The following is a 15,647-nucleotide window of genomic DNA, read 5'->3' on the forward strand; positions in this document are numbered from 1 at the left end:
TTTATATTAAAAGCCTCTAATACTCCCGGGTGATTGTCATGACCATTAAGGCGTCTATAATTTCACTGGTGGTCATTGCTATACTCATTATCCCTTATGTTCCCCCTGTGCTCTCCGAGTCTTCTTCCGACGTGCGTATAATCGTTGTTTCCGGTGACTATTCTAAGGGTGTAATACCGATTATGAATCCAACCGGGGTGGCCTATGGGCGGACATACCTTCGTGCTCTCTGGGTTGAGTCTCAGAACGGCAGTCAGGTTGAGGGTATCAACGTAACGGTTACCCCATTAATTCTTGGGGGCTGGAACAGAGATGAGGTCGTTGAATTTTCATACTATATAAATTGCTCCGAGCAGGTTCCCGCTGGAAACTACAGTTTGAAGCTTCGTTTTCTTGCGACTCTCCCTTCCGGCAGTTTGAGGACGTTCGTTGTAGCAGTTCCCCTGGAAGTTCTTTCGGTCCCAATAAGCGTTGGACAATTGAGTATTCAGCCTGAAGACGGGACAGTCTTCATAGGGGATTCTTTAGTAGTCTATTCCCCAATATCCAATCTGGGTCACAAAAATGTAAGCATCAATGTCAGTCTTTCAGTTAAGGGTGTTAAAGAGCTCTATTCCGTGTCCAAAAGCATGGTCGTTGCTCCAGGCTATTCATCGCTGGTTTTTGAGATTCCTATTGACTCAAAGTATTCCGAGGGGGAGTACACGGTTGAGCTTGCTGTCAGGTGCTCCACTACTTCAGTCTCACGGCTAAGGAAGTTTAAGGTTCTTCTTGGTGTTTCGGTAGTTTCCGTCTCCCTTGAAAAAGATCATCTCTATTTAAATGACACTGGACATCTGTACATAACTCTGATGTCCGTGAGAAATGCAAATCTAACCCTCGTTGCAAGTTATTATAATGAGAATCGGTTTGTGAAAAATACGACTATCCCAGTAACTGCGGCGGAAGGTACCCAGGTCGTTAGGGTTCCGTTGCTGACTGAGATTCCGGGGAACTATACACTTAGATACCAGGTGTACTTCTTTGGTGTCGGTATTGGGGGTGGTGAAGTTCATTACACTGTTCTGAGTCCTCCAAGCATTTCGAACGTCAGTGTTGTCAGAGATAAGAAGGGAATAGTGTTCAACATTCGGACGTATAATTCAGATTCTAAAAAATCGGGAGTTCTTCTCTACAATGTAACAATTGATGGAACAGTTTCTTACTCAGGTTCTACTATTGTTGATATACCGCCAGGAAGCGGGTTGGTAGTTCTTACCATTCCGCTAGATACCGCTGGGTACGTTGCATACAATTTCACACTGAAGGTTCTTGAGTACACCTCTTCATATTCTGGGGTTTGGGTCTTTCCTGCGCCTGAAGAAACAAACACTCCCACTACCACAACGTCATCCAAACCCATCACCAGCACTACTCCAACTCCAGAATCGAGTTCATCTATTGAAGAAACCTCCTCTACCCGCGGCAGCGCGTTTTGGACGGCAGTTCTTTTGGTTATTATTCTTGTTGCCTCATTTATCTGGGTCGTGTGGCAACGGGAGTTCAGCTCGAAGAGCAAAAGGAAAAAGAGACCAAATCCAAAGCGCCGTTCTCCCCTAGGAAGGTTCAAGAGGCCCAAACCGCCAAAATTCAAGAGCTTTAAATCGCTTCCGAAGAAAAGGTGACCAAACCTTTTTATTTCCACCCTTTTAACGTTCTTCAGGCGAGGGGGTCGGGGGCTCTCGGGGTACTCCCGAGGAAGTTCCGCCCACCGCACCGGGGCCGCGGTGCCGCAAGGCACCGGCCGAGAGGCCGGGCAACGGCGCAGAAACGACACGGCCCCCCGGATATGGGGATGAAAGCGGTGAAGGGCCCGGCGACGGTGCCCGAGCTAACCCGCAGACGACCCGGGGGGATGCGGTGAAACGGCCGTCCCGCGGGGTGCAAGGCCGAGGGAGGGGCGATGAGTTCCCGGTGTGAGCCCCGTGGTAGGCCGCTCAGTCGAATGCCCCCTTGATACAGAAGGCGGGCTACGGCCCCCTCGCCTCATCTTCTCAGAGCATCCAAAGCCGAGGCAAGAAGTATAAGCACTCCACCGATTACCGTTCTCGTTCCAGGCACTTCACCAAAGACGAGGAAGGCATAAACTACAGCACTCGCCGGGTCAAGATAGCTCAAAAGAGCCGCGTCCTTCACTTCCACTTCCTTGAGGCCCTCCATGTAAAGAAACAGCGCGAAAACCGTATGGATGAGCACGAGCACAAGAACCGCCCACCAGACTGGCTTTCCAACGTCCTGGAGGATGACAAAGGGGAGGAGGACGAAAGAAGCAATTCCCAGCTGGCTGAGCGTTAAGATTTTTCCGTCAACTTCCTTCAAGAACCTCCCGAGGTTGGGTATCATAGCGTAGAAGAACGCCGCCGTGAACGCGAGCAGGATTCCAACGAAGTCCCGGTTTTTGAAACTTATTTCCTGGCCGCTCATTATCAGGAGGAGGCCTAAAAATGCTAGAATGATAAGGCTCAGTGTTTTCCTGTCTATAGTTTCCCCAAGAAAACGCCAGGACATGAGAGTGGCAAGAATGGGTGCGATGTAATATACCATTACGGCATTTGCTATGGTTGTGTAGTTGAAGGCCGTGAACAGGAACGCCCAGTTGAGAGCCAGGGCTGTACCAAGGCCAAGCAGCGGTTTCCAGTTGCTTCGGAAAATCATGGGGAGCTCCCTTAGCAACTCCATTCTGGTTAACCCAATAACCATAAACAGAACCAAAGCACCCAGGAAAACCCTGGCAAAAGCGACTCCAAGACCACTTAGGCCGGATAATCTTCCGAATATTCCAACACTGCCCCATATGAGCATGGAAACTACTACTTTTGCCCTTCCGTTCATCCCTCATGTAGCTCCTTCCATTCTTGATAAGCTTTTTGCACTTCCTCTTTTCTGAACTCTGGCACTGCATCCTTAAAGGGGTCGAACTTTTCAAGTCTCTTTTCATCGCTTCCGATGTAAGTCGCGACCAGCCCAACTTTGGAGTGGAGAGTTGAGGGAAGGCGGAGTATTCTCTTCAGGTCAACTGTGACCCTACCATCGAAATAAGCCTTTGAAAACGTCGTTGAGAGCCCGAACAGTCTCAGCAACGTCCTGTATCCAACACCCTCTGGAAATGCGGCAAGCAAGCCTTTGTTGACGAACTTTTCAACGATATCCTGTCTGGTCTTTTCATCAAGGAGCTTTTCGACCGTTGATCTCTTAAGCCCAATGTTTTTGAGGTGGTTTTCGTTTATTCTCTGGATAAAGTACCCGAACCTCAGCCTGAAAACCCTGAAATAGCCGCTTGACAGCATTATGTACCTCTTCTGGATGTCGTCAAAAGTTACCTCCTCTGCCGCGCTGACGTAGGAGAGTATCCTCTCGCGGGCTTTGGAGTCGAGCTTGAGCGCCCACTCATCGATCACCCTGATGTGATATCCCCTGCCGGAGTATACCACGTGGATATTCTCAAACCCGAAGTCCTCCTTTAGAATGATCAGTGTATCTCTGGCGAGCTCCTTTGCATCTTCGAGGCAGATTGGGCACACTTGGCCGGAGGGATGCTCGTTCTGGCAGCGTCTGAGCGGGAGGTCTTTGGCGTCTATGTCAAAGACGAGTTCAGCGCCGAGCCAGCCCTCCATTTCCTGTGGATTCCTGTAAAAGGCAACGCTGGAATACGCGGCATATGGAGCGGTCGCCCTTATGTAATCCTCGAGGTCTCTGACATCTGAGAATGCGTTCTTTCTGTCACTTGGACCCTCACCCGTGTGGTCAAAGCCGAATTCTCTCCGTTCAATGCTCTCCACTATGAACTCTGGCAGCTTCTTGGCGTCCCATTCCCCTGAGTAGTAGAGCCTCCTTTCTTCGGGCGTTACTTCCCTCAACAGCTCACTCACCGGTCTCACCTTCCTTCTTCTTTCCCTCAAGGTAGAGCCTCTTGAGGTAGTAGCTCAACGGGTTCTTTATTCCGCGGCAGTACTTGTCCGGTTTGCACAGCTGGGGTGCGTTTGCCCGGATCTTGTCGCAGTTTGGAGGAAAGTACCACGTTGAGTTTCCACTGTCCTCCATTGTTGGGCTGTCGGTCAGACCAAAGCCGAGGTGGTACCAGATGTTCTTTATCTCATGGGGCTGGTCTTCGAAGAGCGGCGGTTTACAGCGGTTTCCAGCCTCTATTATGACAGGGAGTATCTCTTCTTCGATGATCTTGAGGTCGTTAATGCAGTCCTTTATCCTGACGTCTTTTCTGGGTGGGTTGGGACAGATTCTCGCGTAGCTGAGGAAACTCGTCAGAAGCACGGTTATGGCATAGTTTCTCATGCCCGCGGGCACTCCCTTGAGCGCTTCTTTAACGCACGGCGGGAAGAGGTCGAACCTTAGCGGTGATGCAGTCCCCTTGAACATCTCTCCCCTCTCTCTGAAGTACTCCTCAGCTATTTCTTCGAGTTTCTCCCTGAGCCTGTGGTAGAATTCTGGGAGTTCATCCCTGTAATCGTAGAGGATGTTAACGGCCCTCTCGAACCTCTTCTCAAAGGCTTTTTCCCACATCTTCAGGGCGGTTTCCCATCTGAGGTAGGCGTATCCGTTTCTTATGTACACCTCCTTCAGAGAGCTTCCCCACAGGTTTAGAAAGTCCTTTATGGGTATCTTGTATTTTATTTTCAGCTTCTCCTTTTCCTCGGGGGATAAATTCCTGTCCATTCTCCTTTCAAGGATGTTCAGGTCATTATGGGGAATTTCATTTTCTCCCACGGGGACAACGGGCAACATGGTTTCACTGAGATTTTTAGAGGCCTTTATTCTCTCGGAATACAGCCGCAGGGTAGCCCTCTTGACGACCTCGGCATCAAGCCCGTAGGGGGATATAGAAGCCGCTCCGAGGAGAGCATAAAACTTGAACAGATCACGGAGTTCCTCTAGGTTGTCTACCTCAACAAGTTCTTGCGGTGGATTTTCTGATTCAAGCATCCAGCTTACTAGACTTATCGGTTCCTCAACTGAAATGGCGGAGGGTACTCGCTCCAGAAGGGCCAGCAGGTCCCCAAATTCTTCCCTTATGAGGCTCTCCGCTCTTTTTCCAAAGGGGTCAAGCATACTCCCACCTAATATGGGTGACATAATCAACAATAAAACGGTTTCCTTTTTGGGAGGTGCACAATAATGTACTGTGAAGACAATAAAATTCTCCATGGTGTCTGAACATCCAAAAGTTTTATATTGTGATAGTTTCTAATACCTAGCAGTTAGCGAGGACTTATCAGAATGTAATCATAGCAATATCGCGGTGATTGGAATGACCGGTGAATGGACTGTTCCCAGAGTAAAAAGCGGGATTCCTGGGTTCGATGAGCTTGTAAACGGCGGGTTCCCCAAGGGTACAACTGTTCTTGTAACTGGCCCAACGGGTAGCGGTAAGACCACCTTTGCAGTCCAGTTTGTCTATAAGGGTGTTGAGCTTTACAACGAGCCTGGTGTCATTGTGACACTTGAGGAGCGTGCAGTCGATCTCAGAAGGGAGATGCGCGCGTTCGGATGGGACATAGAGAAATACGAAAAAGAGGGTAAAATAGCAATCATAGACGGTGTCAGCGCCGTTGTTGGCCTCCCCTCCGAGGAGCAGTATGTACTTGAGGGCAACCTTAACACCGAGGACTTCCTCAGGTACATATACCGCGTTGTTAAGGCCATAGATGCCAAAAGGCTTGTAATAGATTCGATTCCATCCATCGCGTTCAGGTTAAAGAAAGAGGAAGAAATCAGGGAGGTTCTGCTCCAGCTGAACACGATACTTCTTGAGATGGGCGTGACTTCTATCCTGACTACTGAGGCCCCCGAACCATCCAGGGGGAAAATCAGCAGGTATGGAATTGAGGAGTACATTGCTAGGGGTGTTGTTCTCCTTGACTTCATAGAGCGTGAGGTTGAGCTGAAGAGGTATCTCCTGATAAGGAAGATGCGTGAGACCAAGCACTCAATGAAGAAGTACCCGTTCGAAATAATGAGCGACGGACTCGTTGTGTACCCGAGCGGTGAGATATACTGAGCCGTCTCCAGTGAAGAGCTTCCCTTTCGCGTAACGTTTTAGCCGGTTAGTCTGTGTTTTGTTCTAGCTAGTGCTTCCTTTTTTCAAAAACTTTTTAAACTTTCGAGTGATTACTTTTTTGAAGAGTTATGAAGTCTAGATTAGTTATTGTTTTGTTGATATCATTAACAATAGTTTCTCTTGCGCTTATTCGGCTCTCTCCACCCAGCGGGGATACGTTTACCGGGTTGTGTGTATATTCTTCGCCCAGCTTCTCCATCCTCTACAACGGAAGTCAGACCGTTGCCGTTGGTAAATCCCTGGAAGTTGGGAGGGTTTACACGGTTCACGGCCGTTTAAGGAAGACCAACCGGGGCCTGTGGATGGACGTTTCATCGTTTGAAACCTCACTTCCCGACTTTCCACTGGACTCAATTGAGGGAGCGTACTGGACAGAAGGAAGTCCTTACCTTTTAACACCTGATAGGGTGTATCTGGCAACTCCAATCAACGCATCCAAGGGCGAGCTGGTTTTAGTGAGGGGTCTGGGGTATGGCAGTAAGTTCTATCCTCTTGAAGTCCATAGGCGCGGATTTTCTGCATCTCCCAAGAACGGGTTTCCATTTGTGGTTGAGGGAGTGGTCATGTCTGTTGGCCGATACATATCAATCTGGAACGGGAGTGAGGAGTTCAAAGTTTTGAAGTTAAGGGGCGTGGAAGTTTCTCCTGGCCAGAGGGTTCGAGTAGCTGGTATTGTCAAAGTTAGAGATTACATCTACCTTTATCCTTCAGAACCCAAGGATATAGCACTTCTAGGGTATTCGAAGCTTAAACCTCTCTGGAATTCGTCCATCGGCGATATCGTTGAAGCGAAGTGCCTCGTTTTGGATTCGAGAAGCACACTAAAGCTCAACTGCACTGACCTGAGACTCTACGGATTCAAAGCTAGGGTGGGAGATGTTGTTCACATCAGGGCTCTGAGGAGAAAGTCTTCTTTCCTGTGTATAAACTGCTCAGTTGTCCAGCCTAGAGAAAAGCTCCCAAATGAGCTCTGTGAGTACTCGCCCGGGAACTTCGCCAAGATTTCTGGAACCGTTACCTGGGTGAAGAGGTATCGCAACGGCTTCGGGCTGGCCAACGTTACCGACGGAAACTGCTGGGTTTTGCTCAAGCTCCCCAAGTCCCTTGGGATATCTGTGGCTTCTGGAGAGAACGTAACTGCCTACGGCTTTTTCACGACTTACCGAGAAAAGCCAGCATTTGAAATTCAATCGGGTGAGGATTTATGCTCAGGGAGCTCCTGCTAGGGGTGCTCTTTGGAACTTTTACTGGCTTAACGCCGGGAATCCACGTCAACACTCTAGCAGTTCTGCTCAATGGTGCACTGTTGCCTTCACTCACGCTGTTTGCGATGGGGCTCACCCACACATACCTCGACGCGTTTCCCTCAACTTTCCTTGGAATTCCGGATGAGGGAACGGCCCTCAGCATTCTGCCTGCACACAGACTCGTCCTTGCTGGGAAGGGAATGGAAGTCATAAGAATAGCGCTGTATTCGAGCTTTCTGGGGACGCTGTTTTTCACCCCTCTGGTTCCACTGTATCTCGCGATAGCGCCCATGTACACTTTCACTATTGGCAAGGCGGTCGTTTTGCTCCTGATGATTCTGCTGGTGTTAACGGAAAAGGGCACAAAAAAGCTCTGGGCGGCGTCCATAGTAATCCTTTCTGGACTGGTCGGACTTATGATCCTCAGAATTTCCCTCAACGAACCGCTTTATCATCTTTTGACGGGTCTGTTCGGAGTTCCAGTTATCCTCATTGCGTTGTTTTACGAGACGTCCGAGGTATCGCCCGGAAGTGCTGAACTGGAGATGGACACTAAATCTCTCGTGTTATTTTCTTTTATGGGAACGCTTCTCGGTATGGTCGCTTCTTTGGTTCCCGCGTTCACATCATCTCAGGCGGCGCTTATAGGGTCGTTTTTCTCAAAGGACGAGCGCTCTTTTCTGGCGGTTGTCTACTCCACAAACACGGCAAACTTCCTCTTTTCTCTGGTTAACTTTCTCGAAACCGGGAGGGCTAGAAACGGGATCGTGATGAGGATGTCCCCAATGGGTCTTTCGACCCTTTACACCTTTATCCTCGCTTCACTCTTCGTTGGGATTTTGGTAATGCTCTACGGTGAAGTCATATCGAAAATCCTTGCATCGGTCGTTTTCAAAATTCCGTACAGAGCCCTCAACATTGGAGTGCTTTTATTCCTTGTTGTCCTCTCAGTGTACTTTGACGGAGCCGCTGGAATCATGGCCCTCGCTGCCTCCTCCATCGTTGGCATTCTGGCGGTTCTGCTCGGCGTTAAGCGGACCAACTGCATGGGGGCTCTGATGGTGCCAGTACTCTTGGGTTAGATTCAAAGAAAAAAGAGTAGAGAAGTGAAAGGATAATCAGGCTGACTTCTCCTTCACGAGCTTCTGGAATTCGGAGTAGTCGGTAACTATCTTCTTGCCGTCAAGGGTCTCGAAATAGACTTTCTTGATCTTGACCTTCTTAACGTCTGTATACTTCATCTCGGGAGGGTCGTAAGAACCTGGCTCGACGACCTCGTCTTCAATAACGTACGTCTTAAGCTCGGGCTGGCCGACGTACTTCCAGACCTCATAGAAGACCTCGGGGTCGAGGTGTATCTCCCCCTCAATCTCAATCCAGTCGGCTCCGATGTCCTCCAGAAACTCCTTGACTACCTCGAAGTGCATAGAATCACCCTTGAGATTATAGAGTGGCAATGGTTAAATACCTATCGCTCGGCCGTGTTGGAAGGTTTTGAAGGGCTTAGAAATCCAGCAATGAAAAGCAACAGTTTTTAAAGCCCTTGCCTTTTAACGCAGGTGGTGGTGAGAATGGCGAGAGTTATAGTTGATGCTCAAGCAGCGAGGGCAATAGGAAAGGGTGCGATGATAGTCTTCAAGAAGGGTGTCGTGAGAACCGAGGGCGAGATAAACCCTGGAGATATCGTTGAGGTTTACACAAGGGGTGGCAAGTTCCTTGGGAAAGGTTTTGCCAACCCGAACTCAAACATCATGGTCAGGCTCGTCACAAAGGATAAGGACACCGAGATAAACAAGGAGCTCTTCCGCGAGAGGATAAGGAAGGCCAACGAGTACAGGAAGAATGTCCTCGGCTACGACAAAGCCTACCGCATGGTCTACGGCGAGGCGGATTATCTCCCGGGCCTAATAGTTGACCGCTTCAACGAGATCGCTTCGATCCAGATTTCAAGCGTCGGAATGGAGAGGTTCAAGCTCGACCTGGCTGAGGCGATAATGGAGGCCGAACCCGAGATCGAGACTGTCTTCGAGAAGAACACCGGCAGGAGCAGGAGAAGGGAGGGCCTCCCCGAAATAGAGCGCGTCCTCCTCGGGAAGGAGAAGTACAGGACGATAATAGAGGAGGGCAGGGCGAAGTTCATAGTTGACATGCGCGGCCAGAAAACGGGTTTCTTCCTCGACCAGAGGGAGAACAGGATAGCCCTTGAGAAGTACGTCAAGCCTGGCATGAGGGTTTTAGACGTTTTCACGTACACGGGCGGCTTTGCCATCCACGCAGCGGTTGCGGGAGCTGATGAAGTTGTGGCAGTTGACAAATCACCGTGGGCTATCAACATGGTGAAGGAGAACGCGAAGCTGAACGGCGTCGAGGATAAGATGAAGTATATCGTAGGCTCGGCCTTCCCTGTCATGGAGGAGATGATAAAGAGGGGTGAGAAGTTCGACATCGTTATCCTCGATCCTCCTGCCTTCGTCCAGCACGAGAAAGACCTAAAGCGCGGACTCAGGGCCTACTTCAACGTTAACTATGCAGGACTTCAGCTGGTCAAGGAGGGCGGAATACTGGTTACCGCCTCCTGCTCCCAGCACGTTGACCTGCAGACCTTCAAGGACATGGTCATAGCGGCTGCGGCAAAGGCCGGCAAGTTCCTCAAGATGCTGGAACCGTACAGGACGCAGGCTCCTGATCACCCAATATTGATGGCTTCAAAGGATACTGAATACTTAAAGGCTCTCTTCCTCTACGTTGAGGACATGAAGTGAGGGGCTCTATGTATGGCTTTGGGGACGATGAGGAGAAAGCACAACGCAAAAAGTCCCCACCTTTATAAATTTTTGTATTGGAAAGTTACAGTAGAGACCGCCAAAAACAGCCGTTTTTCAGGTTCGAAAACAGAACATATGGTTATCTTTAAAAGAAGCAACGCCGCTGTGAGTAATAGTCACCTCACCTGCTCCGAAAACATGGGTGATAAAGATGATGAGAGAAGATGTTTACGTTGCAGATGAGTTGAGAAGATTAAAACAGCAGATGCTCGACACTCAATTAGTGCGACAGAATGCAGGCGTCAGGTATATCACAGTCTTTGAGAGTGACTTTGACCGCTTTGTCGAGTTCAAGAGGGATAAAGGAATAACGGCAAACTGGCTCAGGAAGATTGAACGCTTTTTTAAGGTTGATTTCATCAACTACGTCGAAGAGAACTATCCAGACCTCATTCGGAGACAGTATGATGAGCGTTACATTGTCATTACAAGAAATCTCATTGTGAACTTTTTGCGACATTTATTCAGAAAGTACAGTTACAGTAGTTATGAAAAGTATTACCATATGTTCTTCGACTTCCTCGACTTCTATACAGCTTTTATTGAAACAGTTAGTGACGTTGAAGCGGAGAATGCAATATTTCTCAAAGCGATGAAGAAGAATTTCAGTCCCCGTAAGCTTGTATCTCCCAACAAACTGAGAGCAGAGCGGGAAGCTAGGACGTTGAAGGATGTCTCGCTGGAAGACATCAAGAAGTCGATCGAGGTCATATTCCAGCTTTATCTAAATGAGCTGGTTACAGACAACTTTACCCTGTCATCAGCCCTTGCTTATGTTGTTTTAAGTACAACGGGTATGAGGTTTAATGATTTGCAACAAGTCAAAGTCTCTGACATTGATTTCAAAGAAAAGGTCATCTGGGGGCAAAACACAAAAATCGGGCTTCCAGAAATCTATTTTTTAACAGATGAGGCTACAGAGTTAATCAAATTCTACATTAACTGGTATGGTCTCAACAATGATGATAAGCTCTTCCAGTTTGTCAGATTAGATGAACAGCTCAGAAAGACCCGTAAGAAGCTCTATACACCGCAAACGTTGGCGATGGCGTACATCACAAACAACACTATTGTCAAAAAGCTTTATCCGTTGCAACTCAAGTTCTGTAAGAAGGCTTATGCTAATCGCCTGCTCGCAAAAGGAGTATCAGAACCGCACATATCGCTTCTCACCCACCACCGTCGCAAAGATGTGCCTGTCCCTGTGCAAAAGACAATATATGAGCATTATCTTAACCGCTATCCTCATAGCGACGCTGGATTGAGGGAAGAGCTTAGGTCGATGTGGTATAAGGCGTTCAAGGACGTCAAGTTACTCCCGAGGGATTTCTTTTTGCACTTTCAAAAGAGCTAATAAACGAGTAAATCAGGGTAAGCCCCCAATTTATCATTTTTCAATCTTTGAAGTCAAAATAAATGAAAAGTAAATTAAAACCTCCATATCCGCTTTGTTGTACAACTTGGAGTGTCTTTGATGAAGTTTTGGAGAAAATTAACAGTTACTAATTTTATTTTTGATCACTTTTTTGTTTGAAATTATGCACAAGTTTATAAAAACTGAATGTTCTATATTTATAGAAACCCTAAGTGAATTTGGTATTAATGATATAATAAAGAGGTGATCAGGATGATAGAAATCAATTCCAAGATCCCTTATATAATGTCCTGTGATGAGATGTACACTGTAAAATGCAAGGCAAAAATCTATAATATTAGTGATAAGAAGTCTGCGGAGCTTGTTATACATAAAAGGACGCTTCCATCAAACATAGTCTTGAAAACAGACTATAACGCGGTTCTCATTACTAAGAAAGGCGTTGTTAGATTCAAAACAAATACATTCAAACACAAAAACATAATCCGCTATAAAATCCCACTCCCAATTGCAAGAGTTTACTTGGAAGGCAGGACAGTTGATGTGAATATAATCATTAAAGACAACATAATATACATCATTCAAAATGACGTTAATATTAGAAATGTGGTATATGACTTAGAGAAATACGTTGACAAAGTTGCGGGCTTAATGATGAGGGGGGATTGATTAATGTGCGCCAAGTCTGTGATGGTTCCATCAAGTAATAAAGACAAAAACTACTTAGGACTTGCACATAAACTCAACAAGAAAGAGATAGCAGACAATGTTATCAAATACATACACACATATTACTTTAAAGAGCAGAAGTGGACTGACAAAGATGATTACTACTTTGTGATTACTCGGTTACACCCCGATCAAAAAGTAAATAATGAAATAAAGAAAGAGTTCTACTTCACACTCAAAGAGCTAAGAGATAACCCCGTTAAGGTAAAGAACTGGATAATGAACAATGTTGAAACATTCAACCTCTACCACACCATCTTTATTTACAACAAAGCAAAAAGAAAAGATGAATTCGCAGTAAAAGAGACAAGAGTTGTTTATCTGGACATTGACAAAAAAGGACACAGTTTGATGACAGAAGAAGACTTCAAAAAGGTCGAAGAGATTGTTCAGAAATACTTCGACAGATACGGGATCAACTACTCGCTAATCTCATCGGGAAGAGGGCTTCACATAAAGATAGTCCTCGACAAGCCCCTCAGCGAGCAGGAATGGAGGAAAATGGCCTTACTCACATACATTTTCGAAAACACAGAATACAACGCAGATAACATTTATGACTTCGCTCGCATAATCCGACTTCCATACTCGCTCAATCAAAATTCAGGGCTTCAAGCTAATATAGTGAAAGAAACGGATACGGTAACTGAAAAAGAAAAGCTAATACAACTCATCAATGAGATTGAGGTTGAACAGAAGAGAAAGAGGACAGAGAAACTCTACTCAAAAGATGTTGTCTATGACCTAAGAACCCCTGATCAAAACCTCACAGAAGAAAAAATAGCGGAGATGGCAAAAGAAGTCTATTTGGTTATCAAGAACTATTATAAGAAAGGCACAAGGCACAACTTATTCTTCCTTACCCTCGCAACCGTCTACAAATACACTAAAATTGACACAGATGAGCTTAGATTATTTGCAGAAAAACTCTTAGAACTCCTCGATGATGAAGAACAGAAACAACGGCTTAGCATTGTGAAAAGTCTGGTTCAACAGGAGCGTTCAAGCGGAAGAGAGAGCATAGCAACCGTCTCATTCTTCTTTGTCGAGGATGAAAACGGCAACATAATTGAGGACAGGAGACTATCCCAATTCGCCCAAACCAACAATATGAGCCCCGAAGAAGCAAAAGAAACAATTAGAAAGATTATCTTAGATATATTGGGCATTATTGGTAGATACGGTGAAAAATTCAACAAGAACTTTATTGGGCGGGCGTTCTTCCGCACAGGAATGCGCTCATTGAAAGCAATTGAAGTGTACCGGGACAAGATACAGATAGCGACGTACAAAGTTACTGATGATGGTCAGTTCACCCTCGTCTCAAGAGAAAAACTCCTCAACGCCAAAATGGAGTTGAAGGAAATTGTGATAAAAGAGGATGAAACGGGAATGGAGGAGTGGCGTTACACACTTGTTGTGACTGATTTGAAGGACGGACAGAGGCATACAATTGTTAGAAAGCCCCTTAATGAAGTCGCCCGCTGGTTAGCAGGGACAACATTGGCGTCAGTTGCTTCAAAGAACACACTCGAAAGCGCCCTTCAACAGATACTCAACATCTTACGGGATTATTACAATATCCGAAAGATATACGAGTCAGAAAGCTTCAAGTTTTACGTTGATATTAACAGCAACAAGTATACGCACAATGCAGCCAAATTCTTTAATCAAGTATACTCTGTTGAGGATACACGGGATTATAGGGAGAGGATTACAGATGATGATGTCAGAAAATTCTTAGAAACGCTCAGCGCAATCAAAGATGATAAAATATTCTTTGTTAGCGTTGGAGCAATGATTTCAGCGTTATTCAATAATGAGAAGAATATTAAAAGGCCTTTAATCTGGTTGTGGTCTCCAGCGGTTTCGATAGGCAAATCGACGTTGGCGACACTCCTCACAACCAAAGCTTGGGGCATAAAGAAGTTATCAGCAAGTGAGGCAGAATCAGCCTTCAGAATGCTGAAACTACTGTCGGTGGGGCACTTACTTGTATCAATTGACGACGTTGTAACGCTGGATAAGAACATATTGGGCTTTATCAAGAGTTACCTCAGTGGCGATGCAACAAGCGTTACAAGGGGTAAAGCGAATTTGGAGCAGATCATCTACAATTTGAAGGCATCACTACTAATCACAAGCAATAAAGAATTCAACGCCGCCTTTATGGATGGCTCATTTGTTGATACAGGTGTGCTCGACAGGATTATTCAGTTAAAAGTTCCCGATGATGAGTATATCTTCGAAACTGAACAAGACGCAACCAGCATACGCTATATGAAAGAGGGAATAGGCTTCAAAATCGCTGACAATATAACAGAGATCTTGAATGAACAAAAGATAACCTTTACTGAAATGATAAAATTGAACGTGAACACGTTACGCCAGATTCTCGCAGAGGCCGACATTCAGATAAGTTACAGGAGAGCCGAGCTTTACACCCAATTTGCGGGGGCATTAGCAATATTAAGAGAGATAGCTAGGGCATACGGTGTCAAAAAACTCTCAAACAAAATCACCAACATACTCAGTAACATTGCGGACGTCATAAAAAGTATTGAGGACATACAAAATGCAACAGAGTCAGATGACATAACAATCTACATTGACAAGATACTTGATAAAGTGCTTAACGCTGACTTTATTCCGAGAACAGCAAGGGGGAATCCTTTTGTTACAACAACAGCATTCAAACTACTTAAACAAACAACCCCAATCTTAGATAATGTCTATTATACAACCCAGCTTGTAAAGTTTATCAATAAAAGGTATCCGGGTGTGGCAAAATACAAATCAAACCGCATCAACGGGCAAACGGTCAAGGGTGTAGAAATTGACCTAATAAAACTTGGCCGATATAGGAAAATAGACAACGGGCTTGAGGTCCCCGATGCCCTCGCAGAAGAAGTATATCAGACCCTAAAAGACCTAAAGGGACAGAACATAAACATCAGCCAGTTCACAGAAATATTAATTGAGCGTTTTGGTCATATGGAAGAAAGAGAAGAGATTGAAGGTAGGGTTAGGGAGTTACTGCTAACAAAATTCAGAAAACACATTGAAATAGAGGGCAAGACCCTTGATTCGAATTCCGAGAACATAGTCTTCAAAGTCAGGAACATCTAATAGGTTACTCCGGTTACAGAGGTTACAAAAGTTACAAGCCATCTAATGCCTTTTTTCGCCAAATAAAGCGATATAGATCCTATTATTTTGTAACTTTTGTAACCCGGTAATTTTAATGATAATAAAAAATTACAATTTTTAAACTATCGATATGGCAGTGTTATATCTTTATATACATCAATATACTTTAATCATGAGCAGAAGATTTTCAGGTTACATTGGTTACAAAA

Annotated in this window: 12 protein-coding genes and 1 other RNA gene; 9 read left to right on the plus strand and 4 right to left on the minus strand. The window is 45.8% G+C overall.

The features are described from left to right. The first annotated feature begins 29 nt into the window (after nucleotides 1–29). Both ACZ5TN_RS08710 and rnpB read left to right on the plus strand, forming a co-directional pair. Nucleotides 30–1,664 carry a hypothetical protein gene (locus tag ACZ5TN_RS08710; protein WP_464916513.1) on the plus strand — a complete coding sequence of 545 codons (1,635 nt, stop codon included), beginning with the start codon at nucleotides 30–32 and terminating at the stop codon, nucleotides 1,662–1,664. Nucleotides 1,665–1,702: 38 nt separating this feature from the next. Further along, an RNA gene (rnpB, locus tag ACZ5TN_RS08715) (RNase P RNA component) lies at nucleotides 1,703–2,024 on the plus strand. A 1-nt stretch (nucleotide 2,025) separates the two neighbouring features. Here rnpB and ACZ5TN_RS08720 read toward each other — a convergent pair. From ACZ5TN_RS08720 to priL, 3 genes are read right to left on the minus strand one after another with little or no spacing between them, the layout of a single operon-like run. Continuing rightward, nucleotides 2,026–2,871, minus strand: coding sequence for a DMT family transporter (locus ACZ5TN_RS08720; protein WP_464916514.1), 846 nt, complete (start codon nucleotides 2,869–2,871; stop codon nucleotides 2,026–2,028). Then, nucleotides 2,868–3,908: a DNA primase catalytic subunit PriS gene (gene priS, locus ACZ5TN_RS08725; protein ID WP_464916515.1), complete on the minus strand. Its 1,041-nt coding sequence runs from the start codon at nucleotides 3,906–3,908 to the stop codon at nucleotides 2,868–2,870. The genes ACZ5TN_RS08720 and priS overlap by 4 nt, the downstream gene beginning before the upstream one ends. Then, complete coding sequence (gene priL / locus ACZ5TN_RS08730; protein ID WP_464916516.1) at nucleotides 3,901–5,103, minus strand: DNA primase large subunit PriL; 1,203 nt, start codon at nucleotides 5,101–5,103, stop codon at nucleotides 3,901–3,903. The genes priS and priL overlap by 8 nt, the downstream gene beginning before the upstream one ends. A gap of 199 nt (nucleotides 5,104–5,302) precedes the next feature. Between priL and ACZ5TN_RS08735 the strand changes: the two genes are divergently transcribed. From ACZ5TN_RS08735 to ACZ5TN_RS08745, 3 genes are all read left to right on the plus strand, one after another. Then, on the plus strand, nucleotides 5,303–6,052 hold the full coding sequence (locus ACZ5TN_RS08735; protein WP_464916517.1) for an ATPase domain-containing protein: 750 nt from the start codon (nucleotides 5,303–5,305) through the stop codon (nucleotides 6,050–6,052). Between the two features lie 155 nt (nucleotides 6,053–6,207). Beyond that, nucleotides 6,208–7,338 carry a hypothetical protein gene (locus ACZ5TN_RS08740; RefSeq protein WP_464916518.1) on the plus strand — a complete coding sequence of 377 codons (1,131 nt, stop codon included), beginning with the start codon at nucleotides 6,208–6,210 and terminating at the stop codon, nucleotides 7,336–7,338. Further along, nucleotides 7,317–8,441 (plus strand): tripartite tricarboxylate transporter permease, encoded by a 1,125-nt coding sequence (locus tag ACZ5TN_RS08745; protein WP_464916519.1) that lies wholly within the window; start codon nucleotides 7,317–7,319, stop codon nucleotides 8,439–8,441. The genes ACZ5TN_RS08740 and ACZ5TN_RS08745 overlap by 22 nt, the downstream gene beginning before the upstream one ends. 36 nt (nucleotides 8,442–8,477) lie before the next feature. Here ACZ5TN_RS08745 and ACZ5TN_RS08750 read toward each other — a convergent pair whose 3' ends face one another. Further along, nucleotides 8,478–8,786: a DUF5748 family protein gene (locus ACZ5TN_RS08750; RefSeq protein WP_011250737.1), complete on the minus strand. Its 309-nt coding sequence runs from the start codon at nucleotides 8,784–8,786 to the stop codon at nucleotides 8,478–8,480. Nucleotides 8,787–8,930: 144 nt separating this feature from the next. Between ACZ5TN_RS08750 and ACZ5TN_RS08755 the strand changes: the two genes are divergently transcribed. The 4 genes from ACZ5TN_RS08755 (at nucleotide 8,931) to ACZ5TN_RS08770 (ending at nucleotide 15,417) form a co-directional block, all read left to right on the plus strand. Next, nucleotides 8,931–10,121: a class I SAM-dependent rRNA methyltransferase gene (locus ACZ5TN_RS08755; RefSeq protein ID WP_464917594.1), complete on the plus strand. Its 1,191-nt coding sequence runs from the start codon at nucleotides 8,931–8,933 to the stop codon at nucleotides 10,119–10,121. Nucleotides 10,122–10,335: 214 nt separating this feature from the next. Then, entirely contained in the window at nucleotides 10,336–11,538 is a 1,203-nt protein-coding gene (locus ACZ5TN_RS08760; protein ID WP_054840348.1) for a tyrosine-type recombinase/integrase, read from the plus strand. 273 nt (nucleotides 11,539–11,811) lie between these two features. Next, on the plus strand, nucleotides 11,812–12,228 hold the full coding sequence (locus ACZ5TN_RS08765) for a hypothetical protein (protein WP_464916520.1): 417 nt from the start codon (nucleotides 11,812–11,814) through the stop codon (nucleotides 12,226–12,228). A gap of 21 nt (nucleotides 12,229–12,249) precedes the next feature. Next, the gene (locus ACZ5TN_RS08770) at nucleotides 12,250–15,417 is read left to right on the plus strand and encodes a hypothetical protein (protein ID WP_464916521.1); all 3,168 of its coding nucleotides are present in this window, start codon (nucleotides 12,250–12,252) and stop codon (nucleotides 15,415–15,417) included. Nucleotides 15,418–15,647 lie beyond the last annotated feature (230 nt).

It is taken from the genome of Thermococcus sp. JCM 11816 (assembly GCF_055396515.1).

Excerpts from the sequence above, each read along its gene's own strand:
- ACZ5TN_RS08760 (WP_054840348.1), top strand. The coding sequence starts at position 10,336 with ATGATGAGAGAAGATGTTTACGTTGCAGATGAGTTGAGAAGATTAAAA.
- ACZ5TN_RS08755 (WP_464917594.1), top strand. The coding sequence starts at position 8,931 with ATGGCGAGAGTTATAGTTGATGCTCAAGCAGCGAGGGCAATAGGAAAG.
- ACZ5TN_RS08750 (WP_011250737.1), bottom strand. The coding sequence starts at position 8,786 with ATGCACTTCGAGGTAGTCAAGGAGTTTCTGGAGGACATCGGAGCCGAC.
- priL (WP_464916516.1), bottom strand. The coding sequence starts at position 5,103 with ATGCTTGACCCCTTTGGAAAAAGAGCGGAGAGCCTCATAAGGGAAGAA.
- ACZ5TN_RS08720 (WP_464916514.1), bottom strand. The coding sequence starts at position 2,871 with ATGAACGGAAGGGCAAAAGTAGTAGTTTCCATGCTCATATGGGGCAGT.
- ACZ5TN_RS08735 (WP_464916517.1), top strand. The coding sequence starts at position 5,303 with ATGACCGGTGAATGGACTGTTCCCAGAGTAAAAAGCGGGATTCCTGGG.
- ACZ5TN_RS08745 (WP_464916519.1), top strand. The coding sequence starts at position 7,317 with ATGCTCAGGGAGCTCCTGCTAGGGGTGCTCTTTGGAACTTTTACTGGC.
- ACZ5TN_RS08765 (WP_464916520.1), top strand. The coding sequence starts at position 11,812 with ATGATAGAAATCAATTCCAAGATCCCTTATATAATGTCCTGTGATGAG.
- ACZ5TN_RS08770 (WP_464916521.1), top strand. The coding sequence starts at position 12,250 with ATGGTTCCATCAAGTAATAAAGACAAAAACTACTTAGGACTTGCACAT.